This window comes from Oleiagrimonas sp. MCCC 1A03011 (assembly GCF_003267965.1).
In the GTDB taxonomy this organism is placed as follows: Bacteria; Pseudomonadota; Gammaproteobacteria; order Xanthomonadales; family Rhodanobacteraceae; genus Oleiagrimonas; species Oleiagrimonas citrea.
Window position 1 is genome coordinate 502,525 of the sequence record NZ_MSPY01000001.1, and the last position, 16,539, is coordinate 519,063.

14 protein-coding genes are annotated in these 16,539 nt (G+C 64.4%); 10 read left to right on the forward strand and 4 right to left on the reverse strand.

The window, feature by feature from the left end:
- The first annotated feature begins 61 nt into the window (after positions 1 to 61).
- The 9 genes from BTJ49_RS02285 to BTJ49_RS02325 all read left to right on the forward strand — a co-directional run bounded on the left by BTJ49_RS02285 (position 62) and on the right by BTJ49_RS02325 (position 9,382).
- On the forward strand, positions 62 to 634 hold the full coding sequence (locus BTJ49_RS02285) for a DUF6580 family putative transport protein (RefSeq protein WP_146742237.1): 573 nt from the start codon (positions 62 to 64) through the stop codon (positions 632 to 634).
- Positions 635 to 644: 10 nt separating this feature from the next.
- The gene (locus BTJ49_RS02290; RefSeq protein ID WP_113063723.1) at positions 645 to 1,211 is read left to right on the forward strand and encodes a cob(I)yrinic acid a,c-diamide adenosyltransferase; all 567 of its coding nucleotides are present in this window, start codon (positions 645 to 647) and stop codon (positions 1,209 to 1,211) included.
- A gap of 7 nt (positions 1,212 to 1,218) precedes the next feature.
- A complete protein-coding gene (locus BTJ49_RS02295) occupies positions 1,219 to 2,136 on the forward strand; it encodes a histone deacetylase family protein (RefSeq protein ID WP_206098362.1) in 918 nt (305 codons plus the stop codon).
- A gap of 151 nt (positions 2,137 to 2,287) precedes the next feature.
- Complete coding sequence (gene lptD, locus BTJ49_RS02300) at positions 2,288 to 4,705, forward strand: LPS assembly protein LptD (RefSeq protein WP_113063725.1); 2,418 nt, start codon at positions 2,288 to 2,290, stop codon at positions 4,703 to 4,705.
- 135 nt (positions 4,706 to 4,840) lie between these two features.
- Complete coding sequence (locus BTJ49_RS02305) at positions 4,841 to 6,190, forward strand: peptidylprolyl isomerase (protein WP_113063726.1); 1,350 nt, start codon at positions 4,841 to 4,843, stop codon at positions 6,188 to 6,190.
- Positions 6,190 to 7,215, forward strand: coding sequence for a 4-hydroxythreonine-4-phosphate dehydrogenase PdxA (gene pdxA / locus BTJ49_RS02310; RefSeq protein WP_113063727.1), 1,026 nt, complete (start codon positions 6,190 to 6,192; stop codon positions 7,213 to 7,215). The genes BTJ49_RS02305 and pdxA overlap by 1 nt, the downstream gene beginning before the upstream one ends.
- On the forward strand, positions 7,212 to 7,985 hold the full coding sequence (gene rsmA / locus BTJ49_RS02315; protein WP_113063728.1) for a 16S rRNA (adenine(1518)-N(6)/adenine(1519)-N(6))-dimethyltransferase RsmA: 774 nt from the start codon (positions 7,212 to 7,214) through the stop codon (positions 7,983 to 7,985). The genes pdxA and rsmA overlap by 4 nt, the downstream gene beginning before the upstream one ends.
- 50 nt (positions 7,986 to 8,035) lie before the next feature.
- Positions 8,036 to 8,419, forward strand: a complete 384-nt coding sequence (gene apaG / locus BTJ49_RS02320; RefSeq protein ID WP_113063729.1) for a Co2+/Mg2+ efflux protein ApaG — start codon at positions 8,036 to 8,038, stop codon at positions 8,417 to 8,419.
- 27 nt (positions 8,420 to 8,446) lie between these two features.
- The gene (locus BTJ49_RS02325; RefSeq protein WP_113063730.1) at positions 8,447 to 9,382 is read left to right on the forward strand and encodes a symmetrical bis(5'-nucleosyl)-tetraphosphatase; all 936 of its coding nucleotides are present in this window, start codon (positions 8,447 to 8,449) and stop codon (positions 9,380 to 9,382) included.
- 72 nt (positions 9,383 to 9,454) lie between these two features.
- Here BTJ49_RS02325 and secA read toward each other — a convergent pair whose 3' ends face one another.
- Positions 9,455 to 12,172, reverse strand: a complete 2,718-nt coding sequence (gene secA, locus BTJ49_RS02330; RefSeq protein ID WP_113063731.1) for a preprotein translocase subunit SecA — start codon at positions 12,170 to 12,172, stop codon at positions 9,455 to 9,457.
- Positions 12,173 to 12,349: 177 nt separating this feature from the next.
- Positions 12,350 to 13,282: a M23 family metallopeptidase gene (locus BTJ49_RS02335; RefSeq protein WP_113063732.1), complete on the reverse strand. Its 933-nt coding sequence runs from the start codon at positions 13,280 to 13,282 to the stop codon at positions 12,350 to 12,352.
- A 29-nt stretch (positions 13,283 to 13,311) separates the two neighbouring features.
- Here BTJ49_RS02335 and BTJ49_RS02340 point away from each other — a divergent pair, with 29 nt between their 5' ends.
- Positions 13,312 to 13,794, forward strand: coding sequence for a DciA family protein (locus tag BTJ49_RS02340; protein WP_240601693.1), 483 nt, complete (start codon positions 13,312 to 13,314; stop codon positions 13,792 to 13,794).
- 237 nt (positions 13,795 to 14,031) lie between these two features.
- Here the strand turns inward: BTJ49_RS02340 and lpxC are convergent, their stop codons facing one another.
- Together lpxC and ftsZ are read right to left on the reverse strand one after the other, a co-directional pair.
- Entirely contained in the window at positions 14,032 to 14,943 is a 912-nt protein-coding gene (gene lpxC, locus BTJ49_RS02345) for a UDP-3-O-acyl-N-acetylglucosamine deacetylase (protein ID WP_113063733.1), read from the reverse strand.
- A 372-nt stretch (positions 14,944 to 15,315) separates the two neighbouring features.
- Entirely contained in the window at positions 15,316 to 16,527 is a 1,212-nt protein-coding gene (gene ftsZ, locus BTJ49_RS02350) for a cell division protein FtsZ (RefSeq protein ID WP_113063734.1), read from the reverse strand.
- Between the last annotated feature and the right edge of the window lie 12 nt (positions 16,528 to 16,539).

Genomic DNA, 16,539 nt, shown 5'->3' on the forward strand with positions numbered 1-16,539 from the left:
GAAATCCGACAGATGCAGTATCCTTGCGTGGATATTCACCGCCTACTTCATGGTGCCCTTGATGCAGCCCAACACGCCTCGCCTGATCACGCCACGCAGTCTGGTGCTCAGCGGCATGATCGTTTTCGCCGTCGCCGTGCGCCTGCTGGCCTACTTCCAGCCCGATGCGCTGCCGCTGAACTTCTCGCCGGTCATGGCGATCGCGATCTTCGGCGGCGCGCTGTTCACGGACCGCCGCCTGGCGCTGCTGGTGCCGCTGCTGGCGATGTTCGCCTCCGACCTGGTGATCGGCCTGCACGCACTGATTCCGGTGGTCTACGGATGCATGGCGCTGGGCGTTCTGCTGGGTTCGGGTCTGCTGCGCCGCAAGCGCAGCGCGCTGCGCGTGATCGCCGCCTCCGTCGGTGGCGCCACAGGTTTCTACCTCATCACCAATTTCTTCGTCTGGCTGACCTCGGGCATGTACGCCATGAGCGCAGCCGGCCTGGGCGCCTGCTATCTGGCCGGCCTGCCGTTCTACCAGTACGGCTCCCTGCCCGGCACCCTGCTGTGGAGCGGCGTGCTGTTCGGCGGTTTCGCCCTGCTTTCGCATCGCTACAAGGCGCTGAACGCGTTGCCGCAGCCGGCCCGCTGAGTCCGACGCCGTGGGCAAGCGCCTGTCGAAAATCTACACCCGCACGGGCGACGACGGCAGCACCGGCCTCGGCGACGGTTCGCGCATCGCCAAGGATGCGCCGCGCGTCGTCGCGTACGGCAGCACCGATGAACTCAACGCCACGGTCGGCATGGTGCTGGCCTGCGAGCACGTGCCCGATCCCGTACGCGAGGTGCTGACCCAGGTGCAGCACGACCTGTTCGACCTTGGTGGCGAGCTGTGCATTCCCGGCATGGCGATGATCCACGATGGGGACATCGAACGCCTCGAACAGCAACTGGACGGTTTCAACACCGACCTGCCCGCGCTGAAGGAATTCATCCTGCCCGGCGGCGGCATGGCGGCCGCGCAGTGCCATCTCGCGCGCACTGTCTGCCGGCGCGCCGAACGCGAAGTGGTGACGCTGTCACGCGACGAGGAAGTCCGCCCACAAGCCGTGCGTTATCTAAACCGCCTTTCCGACCTGCTGTTCGTGATCGCCCGCGTGCTGGCTCGCGCCAGCGGGCATGGCGAAGTGCTCTGGCAGCACGAGCGGCGCAAGAAACCGGCTTCCTGAAGCCTTGATCCGGCTCTACACCCACCCGGCGTGCCTGCTGCACGATCCCGGCCCGGATCATCCCGAATCGCCGGCCCGCCTGCGCGCCGTGCTCGATGCACTCGATCACGACCATTTCGCCGCGCTGGACCGTGTCGAAGCGCCGCGCGCCAGTCGAAAACAGCTGCTGCGTGTGCACACGCCCGAGCATCTGGCCCGCGTGCTCGAAGCGCGCCCCGATGAACATCGCCTGCGCCTGGACGAGGACACGGTGATGTCGGCGGACTCGGCCGAAGCCGCGCTGCGCGCCGCCGGCGCGGTGATCGCTGCCGTCGACGCCGTCATGTCAGGAGCCTGCGAGCGCGCCTTCTGCGCCGTGCGACCTCCCGGCCACCATGCTACCGCCGAGACGCCGATGGGTTTCTGCCTGTTCAACAGCGTCGCAGTGGCAGCGGCGCACGCCCTGTCCGAGCATCGCCTGAAACGCATCGCCATCGTCGATTTCGACGTGCATCACGGCAACGGCACGCAGGACATCTTTGCGCGCGAGCCAAAGGTGCTGTACGTCTCCAGCCACCAGGCCCCGCTGTACCCGGACACCGGCGAGGCGACCGAGACTGGCGTCGGCAATCTCGTCAACGCACCGCTTCCGCCAGGCACGCGATCGCAGGAATTCCGCCAGATCTGGGACGGCCTTCTGCTCCCGCGCTTGCACGATTTCCGTCCGCAACTGGTGCTGGTCTCCGCGGGCTTCGACGCACACCGGCGGGACCCGTTGGCCGAACTGCAACTGGAAGCCGAGGATTTCGCCTGGCTGACCAGCCGACTCATGCAGCTCGCGGACGCACATGCCGGCGGACGCCTAGTGTCCAGCCTGGAAGGTGGCTACGACCTCAGCGCTCTCGCCGCCTCCAGCGCCGCACACGTTCAAGAACTCATGAGCTGATCCCGACGCATCGAAACCGCGCTTCCTTCGCACGCGCTGCCGTCCGAACGCGGTTTCTGCTAGCGTACGTCCGTTAAGTTGCCGTACGACCGGCGCCGTGCGCCGCTGCGGTCGTGGCCTGAACCGATATCAACACTGAGGAGACCGGGCCTTGTCGACCCGCCTGCCCGCCCCGCCCCGCAGACGCCTGCTCGCCCTGGCCATTGCTCTAGCTGCCAGTAGCGCCGCGCACGCCCAGGATGCGCCCGAGGCCCCAGCAACCGCGCCTGTGCCGCCCGTGATGCGCGGCCAGAAATCGCCGCCGCCCTGTCCGTTGGGATCGCTGTTCTGCCCGCCGCGCCCAGTCAGCTACGCGCTGTGCCGTCCCAACGCGCTGCTGAACTTCTACCAGCCGGGGCTGCCGCAGGACACCACCGGTCGCGAGCAGGCCGAGACAGATGTACGCGCCGCGCACGTGGACAGCTCGAACCGCTCTGTCTACCGGCTGGACGGACAGGTGCGCCTGCAGCGCTACGACCAGCTGCTGCGCGCTGATCATGTCGACTACAACGACACCACCACGGCCTACAATGCCCAAGGCAACGTGCGCTACCAGGACAGCACCATGCTGCTGTCGGCGCACCGCATCCAGGGCACGACGATGCCGGACCGCAGCACCGCCGACAGTGTCCAGTACCAGTTGCTGGAATCGCACGGCAACGGCGCCGCCGACACGGCATGGCTGTTCGATCCGCAGCACAGCAAACTGAAACAGGCCACCTACTCCACATGCGACCCGGGTGATCGCGTGTGGGAATTCCGCGCCAAGCAGATCGACCTGAACAAGCAGACCGGCGTCGGCGTGGCGCATCACGCCACGCTGCGTTATCACCATGTGCCGATCCTGTATCTACCGTACATGAGCTTCCCGATCGACAATCGGCGCAAGAGCGGTTTTCTGTACCCGACCTTCGGCAACAGCTCCAACGCCGGCTTCATGTACAGCCAGCCGTACTACCTCAACCTGGCGCCGAACTACGACGCCACGCTGACGCCGAAAATCTACAGCGATCGTGGCGTGATGCTCGGCTCGCAATTCCGCTACCTGACCGATCTCGGCCGCGGCGTCCTGAATGTCGATTACCTGCCCAACGACAAGAACGCCGGCAGCGACCACAACGACAAGGTGCGTTCTGATCTCTCCGACGGTGCGGATCGCTACTTCATCGATTTCCATCACCGCACCAACCTCGGCAAGAACTGGAATTTCTCCACGGTCTACAAGCACGCATCGGACCGGTACTACTTCCAGGACTTCAGTTCCGACCTCGTCCGCGCCTCCACCACGGAACTCGCCTCCAATGCATACTTGCTCGGCCACGGCGACTGGTGGAACGCAGCCATTGGCGTCGACCGCTATGAAAGCGTCGACCCGCAGCTCACCGAACGAAACCTGCAGTACAGACGCTGGCCGCGCGGCGTGTTCAGAATGGATGTTCCGCTCTCGCGCAACCTCGACTTCGGTCTCAGGAGCGAGGCTGTCGCCTTCCGCCGCATACGCTCGCTCGAAGGCAACCGACTGGACCTGCAGCCCTATCTCTCCTGGTCGCTGGGCGGCGCCGCCTGGTTCGTGAAGCCGCGCATCGCCTACCGCTACACGCGCTACGACCTGATCGGCGACTTCAACCAGTACACCACGTACACCTACCCGAACCGGACCCCATCGCGCTCGCTGCCGATCTACAGCGTCGACAGCGGTCTCTACTTCGAGCGCAACACGAGCCTGTTCGGCCATGAATACACCCAGACACTGGAACCGCGCCTTTACTATCTGTACGTGCCATACCGCAACCAGAACGATCTGCCACGCTTTGACACGCGCCTGATGAATTTCGACTTCTGGCAGCTGTTCACGACCAATCGCTTCTCCGGCGCCGATCGGCAAATGGATGCGAACAATCTGACCGCGGCCGTCACCTCCCGCCTGCTGGACGAAAACGGCGACGAGCGTGCCTCGATCAGCTTCGGACAGATCCGATACCTGCAGCCTCAACGGGTGCAGCTGACGCCGAACACGCCAGCGACCGATTACAGCGGTTCGGCCTACGTCAGTCAGCTGTCGCTGAAGCTCTCAGATGACTGGCGCCTCAACAGCAGCTACCAGTGGAGTCCGAACACCCGCCACAACCAGGTTGCTACGCTCGGCGTGCAGCGTCGCGTGGGCGCGGACGGCGTATTCAACTTCGCCTACCGCTATCGCAACCGGTTCCTGGAACAGTTCGACACTTCTGTGGTCTACCCCGTATCGGCCCGTTGGCGTCTGCTGGGTCGCTGGAATGTTTCCCTGCGTGATTCGGTCAGCACCAACCCGCAATGGCACCGCGGCCACCCCAAGACCCTCGAAGCCGTCGCCGGCGTCGAGTACGACAGCTGCTGCGTCGCCATCCGGCTGGTCGGGCACCATTACGTGCGCGACAACCTTGGAAACACCAACAACGCCATCATGCTGGAAATCGAGTTCAAGGGCCTGGGCAGCACCACACCACAGACCGAGAGCTTCCTGCACCGTGCTATTCTTGGCTATCAGTAAGCGGTCGCGCCTGGAGGCCTCGGCGCCCCCGCGAACCGCCACCCACGCAGCATTCAGAACGGGCCCGACGCGCGACCGCCCGACTCAAACCGGCACCCGCGGGGTGCCCCACGGACCCATCAGGGCACGATTCCGATGAAGCAGATTGTCACGTCCCTCCTGATTCTTCTGGCACTGGCTGCCGCGCCGCTGCATGCGCAACTGCTGCCTCAGGCGCAGAGCAAGCAGCCGCAGATGATCGACCGCATCGTCGCCGTCGTGAACGACGGCGTCATTCTGCAGAGCGATCTGGACCAGGCCATGCAGACGGTGATGCAGCAGTATGCCGGTCATTCCGAGCAGCTCCCGCCGCACCAGATCCTCGAGCGTCAGGTCCTGCAGCGCCTCATCCTCATGAAGCTGCAGGTGCAGAAAGCCGCCGAACAGGGCGTGCGTGTGTCCAACCAGGACATCAACCAGGCTACCGAGAATGTCGCCAAGCAGAACAACATGACCGTCGACCAGCTGCGCAGCGCCATCACGCAGCAGGGCGGCAGCTTCGCCCAGTTCCAGCAGCAACTGGCCGAGCAGGTCATGGTCCAGCATCTGCGCGACTCGGTCATCCGCAACAACGTGTCGATCACGGATGCCGAGATCGACAACATGCTGAAGAACCCCGCCTATTCGGGCGGTGAGGTGCACCTGGCGCACATCCGCGTCAGCATGCCGTCCGGCGGCTCAGCCAGCGATCTGCAGGCCGCGCAGAACAAGGCCGAGGCGGCCGTCAACGCGATCCACGGCGGCATGGACTTCAATTCCGCCGCGATCCGCTATTCCGATGCCGACGATGCCCTCAAGGGCGGCGACCTCGGCTGGCGCAGCCTCGACGAAATCCCGCCGGCCTTCGTCGACATCGTGACGAAGATGAAGCCCGGCCAGGTCACCCCGCCGCTGCGCGGCCCGAACGGCTTCCAGATTCTCAAGCTGATCGGACGCCGTGCACCGCAGGCCAAGGTCGTGACCGAGTATCACGCGCGCCAGATCCTCATCAAGCCGACCGAGCTGGTGACCGAGGCGCAGGTCAAGAAGAAGATCAACGACCTCTATCGCCGCATTGTCGACAAGCACGAGGACTTCGCCAAGCTGGCCAAGGAAAACTCGGACGATGACACCACCGCCAACGCCGGCGGCGACATGGACTGGTTCCCCGCCAATGCGTGGGGCGCCTCGATTCAGCAGAAGCTGGATTCGCTGCAGGACGGCCAGGTGTCCAAGCCCTTCGAAGTGCAGAAGGGCGTCTGGGACATTGTGCAGCGCCTCGGCGTGCGCGAGAAGGACCGCACCGACGAGGAGCGCCGCAACCAGGCCCGCCAGGCCATCGGCAACCGCAAGGCGCAGGAAGCCTATGAGAATTTCCTCCGGCAACTGCGTTCGACCGGCTACGTGAACATCCGCGTGCCGTCGCTACGGGAACCGAAAGACAACGGCACCGGTAGCAGCACCTGATGCACGCCGCCGCGGCCTTTCTGCCGCGGCTCGCCGTCACCGCCGGCGAGCCGGCCGGCATCGGACCCGAGCTGGTCGCGCGACTGGCCATGCAGCCCCTGCCCGCCGACCTGATCGCCATCGGTGACGCCGATCAGCTGCGTCGCGCCGCGGCGCATTGCGGCCTGACCCTGCAGATCACGGACGACGACGGACAGCGCATCGCCGAACGGCAGCCCGGACAGATCCGCGTCGCGCATCATCCGCTGCGCACGCCCGAGCAACCCGGCCAGCCGGATCCTCGCAACGCCTTCCAGGTGCTGAACACGCTCAGCCATGCCGCCGACGGCTGCATGAGCGGCGAATTCGATGCCGTGGTCACGGCGCCGGTGCAGAAATCGATCATCAACGACGCCGGCGAACCATTCAGCGGGCACACCGAATTCTTCGCCCGCCGCGCCAATGCCTCCGTGGTCATGATGCTGGCCAGCGAAGGGGGCGCAGAACGCCCCCCTCTGCGCGTGGCGCTGGCCACGACGCACCTGCCGCTACGCGCCGTGCCGGACGCGCTCGACGTCGACATGCTCTGCGCCAAGCTGCGCATCGTCCATGACGCGCTGCAACGGCAATTCGGTATCGCCGAGCCACGCATCGGCGTGCTCGGCCTGAACCCGCACGCCGGAGAAGGCGGCCACATGGGGCGCGAGGAAATCGACATCATCGAACCCGCGATGCAGATCCTGCGCGAACAGGGCCTGCACCTGCTCGGCCCCTTGCCAGCCGATACGGCCTTCGTGCCCGCCATGCGACCGCGCATGGACGCCGTACTGGCCATGTATCACGATCAGGCCCTGCCGGTGCTCAAGAGCGAGGCGTTCGACAGCACCGTCAACCTGACACTGGGTCTGCCCTTCGTGCGCACCTCGGTCGATCACGGCACCGCGCTGGAGCTCGCCGGAAGCGGACAAGCCGATCCCTCCAGCCTGATCGCAGCGGCCCGACTGGCGTTGCGACTGATTCCGCATGCACGGTCACCGCAGACATGAGCCGCGCCAAGAAGCACTTCGGTCAGCACTTTCTGCACGAACACGGCTATCTGGACCGCATCGTCGCTGCCATCGCACCGCAACCCGGGGATCGTCTGGTCGAAATCGGCCCCGGCGAGGGCGCAATGACGTTCCCGCTTCTGAAACGGGCGGGCCGCATGACCGCGATCGAGCTCGACACCGACCTGATCCCGCGCCTGCGCGAACGCGCAGCGGACATCGGTGAACTGGAGATCATCCAGGCCGATGTACTCAGCGTGGATTTCACCGCCTTGGCCGAAGGGCATCCGCTGCGCATCGTGGGCAACCTGCCCTACTACATTTCCAGCCCGATCCTATTCCACTGCCTGAAGCACGTCGATGCCATCACCGACATGCACTTCATGCTGCAGAAGGAAGTCGTGGACCGCATGGCCGCCGCACCGGGAAGCAAGATCTACGGACGCCTCAGCGTCATGCTTCAGCTGGTCTGCGAGGTCACCGCGCTGTTCACAGTTCCACCCGGAGCGTTCCGGCCGCCTCCGAAGGTCGATTCCGCGGTAGTGCGGCTGCGCCCGCGTCCACTCGCACAGCGTCCCGATGTCGACGCGAATCGGCTCTACGCCGTGGTCCGGGCAGCCTTCGCGCAGCGCCGCAAGACCCTCGGCAACGCGCTCAAGGGGCTGCTCGACGCGCCGAGCATCGCTGCCTGCGGCATCGATCCGAAGGCGCGTGCCGAAACCCTCGCGCCCGCCGATTTTGTTCTGCTGACCCGCGCATTGACCGCTTGATCACACTCGCGGGCTTGCCCCGCGCACAGCCAGTGCCGGACAATCGTCTCATGAATTCAACCAGCCCGTACGCCCTCGCCGTCCAGATTCAGACCCGATTCGATGCCGATAAATCGCGTCCCGAGGATGACCACTACGTTTTCGTCTACACCGTCACGCTGCATAATGCCGGCGAAATCCCCGTACAACTACTGAAAAGGCACTGGTTGATCACCGACGCCAACGGCGGCACCGAGGAAGTGCGCGGCGAAGGCGTGGTCGGCGAACAGCCGTGGATGCGCCCCGGCGACGATTTCGAGTACACCTCGGGAGCGGTGCTGAAGACCGACGTCGGCACGATGCGCGGCAGCTATCAGCTGGTCGCGGACGATGGAACGCATTTCGAGGCCGATATTCCGCAGTTCACGCTCTCGATTCCGCGCACACTGCACTGACAATCCCGACATGGAGCGAGACGCCTGATGGCCGTCTATGCAATCGGCGATGTGCAGGGATGCTACCCGGAACTGCAACGCCTTCTGGACAAACTGTCTTTCGACCCGGCCGCCGACCGCCTCTGGTTCTGCGGCGATCTGATCAACCGCGGCGGCCAATCGCTGGACGTGCTGCGATTTCTGCATGATCTGCGTGACCACATCGTGATCACGCTCGGCAATCACGACCTCAGCCTGCTCGCCATCGCCCAGCGCAAACGCGACGCACAACGCCGCGTGAATCCCGAACTGCGCGAGATCCTGTTCGCCGACGACGCTCCCGTGCTGCTTGAATGGCTGCGCCAGCAACCGCTGCTGCACAGCGACAAGGACCTGGGCTGGACCATGGTGCATGCCGGCCTGGCGCCCCGCTGGAGCCTGCGCCAGGCCAAGCGCGCCGCCCACGAGGTCGAACGCGAGCTGCGCGGCGACAAGCACCCGCGACTGCTGGCGAAGATGTTCGGCAACACGCCGGCATCATGGTCCCCCAAGCTGCGCAGCGAGGAACGCATGCGCGCCGCCATCAACGTGTTCACGCGCATGCGCTACTGCGATGTGCGCGGCCGCATCGACTTCAACGCCAAGGACATTCCCGGCACACAGAAACCCGGACTGTATCCCTGGTTCGAAGTCCCCGGCATGCGCCGGCGCGATACGCGCATCGTCTGCGGACACTGGTCGGCACTTGGCCTCTTCGCCGGACTCGGTGTGTACGCCATCGACACCGGATGCGTGTGGGGCGGCAAGCTGACGGCCCTTCGTCTCGACTGCGAGGAGCCTCAGATCATCAGCGTGCCGGCTGAGGCGAGCCGATCCCGCCCCGTTGTCCGCGATGAGCGAAACGGCAAGAACAAGGACCCCAAACGCGAAAAGGGCAAGAAACCCGATAAAGCCGAGAAGCCCGAAAAACGCGACCAGCACTGACGGAGGTCGGACCTGCTCCATGAAAAAACCCCGCCTTGGCGGGGTTTTTTCATGTCCGAAACGCTGCAGCGGTCAGTCCAGACGACCGTGGCAGTGCTTGTACTTGCGACCGGAGCCGCACGGGCACGGATCGTTGCGGCCGACCTTGGGCCCGTCGCGCACCACCGGGGACTCGGGATGCGGGGCGCCTTCGCCGCCGTCTTCCTCATCGCCCATGGCGCGTGCATCGGCATGCTGGAACTGCAGCTGCTTGGCCTGTGCCTGACGACGCTGCTCGGCTTCCAGCGCGGCCACCTCTTCCTCGCTGCGGATGCGCACGCGAGCGAGCATCTGCGTCACTTCACTCTTGATGCGGTCGAGCATCTTCGAGAACAGCAGGAACGACTCGCGCTTGAACTCCTGCTTCGGCTGCTGCTGCGCATAGCTGCGCAGATGGATGCTCTGACGCAGGTAGTCCATGCTCGCCAGATGCTCCTTCCAGGCGTTGTCGAGCACCGACAGCATGATGTGCTTCTCGAGCTGACGCATGGTTTCCGCGCCAAGCTCTGCTTCCTTGTCCGCGAACATCTTCTCGGCCGCCTCGCGCACGTGCTCGAGGATCATCTCGGCGTCGATCTCTTCCTGGCTCTCGACCCAGCGCTGCAGCTCGAGATGCAGGTCGTATTCGCTCTGCAGAGTGCGATCCAGACCGGCGATGTCCCACTGATCGTCGATGCTGTCCGGCGGCACGAAGGCATTCACCAATGCAGTGAACACGTCGTCGCGAATGTCGCGCACGGTCTCGGAAACGTCCTCCGACTCCAGCAACTCGCGACGCTGGTTGTAGATCACCTTGCGCTGATCGTTGGCGGTGTCATCGAATTCGAGCAGGTGCTTGCGGATGTCGAAGTTGTGCTGCTCGACCTTGCGCTGCGCCTTTTCGATCTGACGGCTGATCATGCGATCTTCCAGCGCGTCCTCTTCCTTCATGCCGAAGGCGCGCATCCAGCGTCCCACGCGCTCGCCGGCGAAGATACGGACCAGATTGTCCTGCAGCGACAGATAGAAGCGCGACGAACCCGGATCGCCCTGACGACCGGAACGGCCGCGCAGCTGATTATCGATACGGCGCGACTCATGACGTTCAGTGCCGATGATGTGCAGGCCACCAGCCTCCAGCACCGCATTATGGCGCTTCTGCCATTCGGCCTTGACTCGCTCGCGGTCGGCGTCCGTGGCGTCTTCCGGCAATGCCGCCAGGTCGACTTCCAGACTGCCTCCGAGCACGATATCGGTACCGCGACCGGCCATGTTGGTGGCAATCGTCACCGAACCCGGCGCACCGGCCTGCGCCACGATGTGCGCTTCGCGTTCGTGCTGCTTGGCATTGAGCACTTCGTGGCGAATGTTCTGCTTGTGCAGCTCGTTGGCCAGCAACTCGGACACTTCGATCGAGGTGGTGCCGACCAGCACGGGCTGCTGACGCTGCTGGCAATCGCGGATGTCCTCGACGATGGCCTTGAACTTGTATTCCTGACTGAGGAAGACGATGTCCGGATTGTCCTTGCGGATCATTGGCTCGTTGGTGGGGATCACCACCACTTCGAGACCGTAGATCGACTGGAATTCGTAGGCTTCGGTGTCCGCGGTACCGGTCATGCCCGACAGCTTGTTGTACATGCGGAACAGGTTCTGGAAGGTGACCGTGGCCAGCGTCTGGTTCTCGCGCTGGATGGGCACACCCTCCTTGGCCTCGACCGCCTGATGCAGGCCCTCGGACCAGCGGCGACCGGCCAGAGTGCGACCGGTGAACTCGTCGACGATAATGACTTCGCCGTCGCGCACGATGTAGTCGGTATCGCGCTGATACAGCGCGTGCGCACGCAGAGCGGCGTTCAGATGATGCACCACGGCCAGATTGGCCGAATCGTACAGCGTGCTGTCCGGCTCGATCACGCCAGCCTGACGCAGCAGTTCTTCGGCGTGCTCCATACCCGCTTCGGACAGGTGCACCTGCTTCTGCTTCTCGTCGGCCCAGTAATCGCCCTCGGCTTCCTCGCTTTCCTGCCGGCTCATGTGCGGCACGATCTTGTTCACCGCCACGTACAGCTGCGGAGAATCCTCGGCCGGACCGGAGATGATGAGCGGCGTGCGGGCCTCGTCGATCAGGATCGAGTCGACTTCGTCGACGATGGCGTAGTGCAGCCCGCGCTGATAGCGCTGCTCGCTGGACAGCGCCATGTTGTCGCGCAGGTAGTCGAAACCGAATTCGTTGTTGGTGCCGTAGGTAATGTCGGCGGCGTAGGCGGCATGCTTGTCCTCGTGGTTCATGTCCGGCCAGACCACGCCGGTGGTCAGACCGAGGAACCCGTAGACCTTGCCCATCTGCGCGGCATCGCGGCGCGCCAGGTAGTCGTTGACGGTGACCACGTGCACGCCCTTGCCTTCCAGGGCGTTGAGGTAGACCGGCAGCGTCGCCACCAGGGTCTTGCCCTCGCCGGTACGCATCTCGGCGATCTTGCCCTGATGCAACACCATGCCGCCGATCAGCTGCACGTCATAGTGGCGCATGCCCAGCACGCGCTTGGACGCTTCGCGCACGGTGGCGAAGGCCTCCGGCAGCAACTTGTCGAGCGACTCGCCACCATCGAGGCGCTTGCGAAATTCGTCGGTCTTGGCGCGCAGCGCATCGTCAGAGAGCTGCTCGAATTCGGGCTCGAGCGCATTGATGCGCGCCACGGTCTTGGAAAGCTGGCGCAGCACGCGCTCGTTGCGGCTGCCGAAAACGCTCGTCAGTAGGCGATTGAACATCGAAGATCCGATTTGATTAACGAATGGCCGCAGCGCGCGCGGTCGAATCCGCAATCATACTACGCACGCCGGCTCCCTGCCCTGCCAATGGTGGCATACCCCGCCAGTTTCAAGCACCCGACGTCGGGCCGACCCGTTTCATCGCGCCGGAAGCGCGACGCACGGGTCGCAAGAACCCTAGCGGTGGCTGCGAACGAAGGCCAGCGGGTTGATCGCGCGGCCCTTGAACCAGACCTCGAAATGCAGATGCGGACCCGTGGAACGGCCCGTCGAGCCGGTCAACGAGAGCTTCTGGCCTACCCGCACGCGTTCACCGACATGCACCAGCAGCTTGCTGTTATGTGCATAGCGCGTCATGTAGCCATTGCCGTGGTCGACTTCCACCACGTTGCCATAGCCGCTGCGCTTGCCGGCGTAGGTGACGATGCCCTCGGCCACCGCATGCACCGGCGTTCCGATCGGCGTGGCCATGTCCAGTCCGGAATGGAACTCGCGATGGCCGTTGAACGGATCGGTCCGGTAGCCGAAATACGAGGAGATGTAGCCGCCCGAGATGGGCATGCCTGTCGGACGCAGGCTCGAGGCCACCTTGCGATCGAGAAGCAGATCTTCCAGCGCCTTAAGCTGTACCTGCTGGCGGTCGAAGCGGTTCGACAGGCTGCTGATGCTCGTATTGAGGGTCTGCGGCAGCGAGAACGTCGCCTCGCCGCCGTCCTCGGCGCCACCGATGGCGGGCGGCTGGTCGAAGTCGAACTCGCCGTCCTTCAGCTTGCCGGCCTTCGCCAGGCGCTCGCCCAGCGCATCCAGTCGCACCGACTGGGCCTGGAGCTCGCCGAGTTTGACCGCCAGCGCATTGACATCGCGCTGCGCATCGGCATGCACCTGTGTCAGCCTTTGCTGCTGCTGCTGAATGGTCTGCCGCATGGCCTGAATCTCGCGAACCGCGCTGTCGCGAGGTCGGACCACCGCCAGCGCCGCTGCCGCCCCCAGGCTCGCCACCACGAGCAACGCGCCGGCGGCGATCGCCAGCACACGTGCACGCAATGCGACGTTGGCGGTGTCGTAGGTCTTCGGGGCCTGCTTGTTTCGAGGAACGAGTATGATCTGCATTACTTCAACAACTTGTTAGGTTCGACTCCGTGCAACCACCACGCCAGCGTTCGGCTTTTCGCATACACACCAAGACCGCCAAGGTCGTGGGTGACTGCAAGCCCGTGGCCGCGCTGCGTGAGCGTGCCCGAGCATTGACCGCACTGGACGAACGGTTGCGCCAGACGTTGCCATCCCCCCTGAGGGAGCAGGTCCGCCTGGCCGACCTGCGCGATGACCGCATCGTGTTTCTGGCACCGACTCCGGCCTGGGCGTCTCGATTGCGGATGAGTCAGGGCGATCTGCTCGCCGCTGCCCACAATCTGGGCGCCAAGGCCAGTTCCGTCGTCGTGAAAGTGGCTCCGCTGCTACCCGAACCGGAAGAACCGGTCGCTGCGAAACCCCTTCCCCGCGCTGCCGCGGACCACCTCCGCAAAGCGGCGCAGTCCCTTTCGGACCATGAATTGAAGGCCCTGTTCCTGAGTCTGGCGTCCGTCGCCGAAGATTCTTCTTCCCCTCCAGAGTCGCAATGACTCCCCCGCAGCGGCTGAATACCCCCTGCCCGCTACGTTTCACATTGTTTTCGATTCCGTCGCTCGCGACTGCGACCGGCGTCTCAGGGTTTATAGCACGTTCAGCTTATTTGCAAAGTCATAGGTCTCAGAACTTTGCGAGATTTTACGCAAGTTCTTACGATATCCGAGCATAAAAACGCCCCCGACTGGGCCGGAGGCGTTGGATTCACCCCGAAATGGATGAGCGTATCGGTGTTACACGGCCTGCGCCGGATGCACATAGGAAATCGGCGCATTGGCGGGATCGTCGAAGATCACCTCTTCCCAGGCGTCGGCATTCGCTTCCAGTGCACGCAGCAGCTTGTTATTGAGTTCATGGCCCGACTTGTGGCCGTAGAAGGCGCCGATCAGGCTGTGACCCAGCATGTACAGGTCACCGATGGCGTCGAGAATCTTGTGCTTCACGAATTCGTCTTCGTAGCGCAGACCGTCCTCGTTCAGAACACGGTAGTCGTCCAGCACCACGGCGTTGTCCATCGAACCGCCGAGGCCCAGGTTGCGCTCGCGCAGCATCTCGATGTCGCGCATGAAACCGAAGGTGCGCGCACGCGAGACTTCCTTCACGAACGAGGTCGTGGAGAAGTCGATCTCGGCACTGGAGGTGCGCTGCGTGAAGATCGGGTGATTGAAGTCGATCGAGAAACCCACCTTGAAGCCGTCGAACGGCTCGAAACGGGCCCACTTTTCGCCGTCCTCGACCTTGATCGGCTTCTTGATGCGGATGAAGCGCTTGGGCGCCTGCTGCTCCTCGATGCCGGCCGACTGCAGCAGGAACACGAAGGGACCCGCGCTGCCGTCCATGATCGGCACTTCCGGTGCAGACAGGTCGACGTAGGCGTTGTCGATGCCGAGGCCGGCCATGGCCGACATCAGATGCTCGACGGTGCCCACGCGCACGCCGTCCTTGACCAGAGTGCTGGACAAGCGCGTGTCGCCGACATTCTCGCAGCGCGACGGGATCTCGACCGGTTCGGCCAGATCGGTGCGGCGGAAAATGATGCCGGTGTTGACGGGGGCCGGACGCAGGGTCATGTAGACCTTATCGCCCGTATGCAGGCCGACGCCAGTGGCACGAATGATGTTTTTAAGAGTGCGCTGCTTGATCATGCCTGCAACCTTTTATTGGGACAGCAGCCCAAAGTGGGTGAAAGGCTAACACAGTTTTAACTACCGAGATAGTGTACCGGTGCGTTCAAATGTGAGCAAGGTATCACTTTCGTTCAGGTCAGTACGTCTGCGTATGCCGGACTCGGGGCATGGACCGTCTTGTCATGGATGGTGCACTCGCCGGATCGACCCTCCTGTACGGACTTCTTCCGTCGGCGACAGCGGTAAAAATGCCGTGCGGTTCCGTCAGCGCATACCACGCCGAACGGCCCCGCACGGAAAGATAGGACCTGCGTCGGAGGACGGGAGTTCCGACGCAGGCATTCCTCGATCACGCAGGTTCGGGCCGCGGATCCGCCCGAACCGACGCGATCAGTCGGCCTGACGACGCAGGAAGGCCGGGATATCCAGGTAGTTCATACCCGGGTCGCTGTCGGCCGCGGGGGCCGGCTCGACCTTGGCCTGCGCCTTCGGCTGCGGTTCCGCGTAATCCACAACCTCGTTGCCGGTACCCGTGCGCAGCACCACCGGGCGCGGCGGCTGACGCGTGGCGGCCGGCTTCGGCTTGCTGCCCGCTGCTCGGGCGTCGTCGCGCACGCCCTGGCGCAGCGGCTGCCGCACCGCGGCCGCGCGGTTCAGGCCGGTCGCGACCACGGTCACGCGGACCTCGTCCTTCAGCTCGGTGTCCAGCGAGGTGCCCAGTACCACCGTGGCGTCTTCGCTGGCGAAGTCGTGCACCACGCGACCGATCTCGTCGAACTCGCGCATGGTCAGGTTCGGACCGGCGGTGACGTTGACCAGGATGCCGCAGGCGCCGGACAGGTTCACGTCCTCCAACAGCGGATTGTTGATCGCCGCCTCGGCCGCGGCCTGGGCGCGGTCGTCGCCGGTGGCGCTGCCCGACCCCATCATCGCCATGCCCATCTCGGACATCACGGTGCGCACGTCGGCGAAGTCGACGTTGATCAGGCCCGGAGCCGTGATCAGATCGGCAATGCCCTGCACTGCGCCCTGCAGCACCTCGTTGGCAGCCTTGAAGGCGCTGAGCAGGGTGACCTCGCGGCCGAGCACGGTCAGCAGCTTCTCGTTGGGCACGGTGATGAGCGAATCGACGTGCTGCGAGAGATCCTCGATGCCCTTCATCGCCACCTGCATGCGGCGGCTGCCCTCGAAGGGGAACGGCTTGGTGACCACGGCCACCGTCAGGATGCCCTTCTCCTTGGCCAGCTGTGCCACCACCGGCGCCGCGCCGGTACCGGTGCCGCCGCCCATGCCGGCGGTGATGAACACCATGTCGGTGCCTTCCAGCATTTCCTCCAGACGCTCGCGATCCTCCAGCGCGGCCTGACGGCCGACTTCCGGATTGGCGCCCGCGCCCAGACCCTTCGTCACGTTCGCGCCCAGCTGCAGCGCGACCTTGGCGCCACAGTTCTTCATCGCCTGGGCGTCGGTATTGGCGCAGATGAATTCCACGCCCTCGATGTTGGCATTGACCATGTGAGCCACGGCGTTGCCGCCGCCTCCGCCCACGCCGATCACCTTGATCACCGCATTCGGTGCCAGTTTTTCGACCAGTTCAAACATTTCCCGTCCTCC

Excerpts from the sequence above, each read along its gene's own strand:
- lpxC (WP_113063733.1), bottom strand. The coding sequence starts at position 14,943 with ATGATCAAGCAGCGCACTCTTAAAAACATCATTCGTGCCACTGGCGTC.
- BTJ49_RS02335 (WP_113063732.1), bottom strand. The coding sequence starts at position 13,282 with ATGCAGATCATACTCGTTCCTCGAAACAAGCAGGCCCCGAAGACCTAC.
- BTJ49_RS02285 (WP_146742237.1), top strand. The coding sequence starts at position 62 with ATGCAGCCCAACACGCCTCGCCTGATCACGCCACGCAGTCTGGTGCTC.
- BTJ49_RS02325 (WP_113063730.1), top strand. The coding sequence starts at position 8,447 with ATGGCCGTCTATGCAATCGGCGATGTGCAGGGATGCTACCCGGAACTG.
- rsmA (WP_113063728.1), top strand. The coding sequence starts at position 7,212 with ATGAGCCGCGCCAAGAAGCACTTCGGTCAGCACTTTCTGCACGAACAC.
- pdxA (WP_113063727.1), top strand. The coding sequence starts at position 6,190 with ATGCACGCCGCCGCGGCCTTTCTGCCGCGGCTCGCCGTCACCGCCGGC.
- ftsZ (WP_113063734.1), bottom strand. The coding sequence starts at position 16,527 with ATGTTTGAACTGGTCGAAAAACTGGCACCGAATGCGGTGATCAAGGTG.
- BTJ49_RS02305 (WP_113063726.1), top strand. The coding sequence starts at position 4,841 with ATGAAGCAGATTGTCACGTCCCTCCTGATTCTTCTGGCACTGGCTGCC.
- secA (WP_113063731.1), bottom strand. The coding sequence starts at position 12,172 with ATGTTCAATCGCCTACTGACGAGCGTTTTCGGCAGCCGCAACGAGCGC.
- apaG (WP_113063729.1), top strand. The coding sequence starts at position 8,036 with ATGAATTCAACCAGCCCGTACGCCCTCGCCGTCCAGATTCAGACCCGA.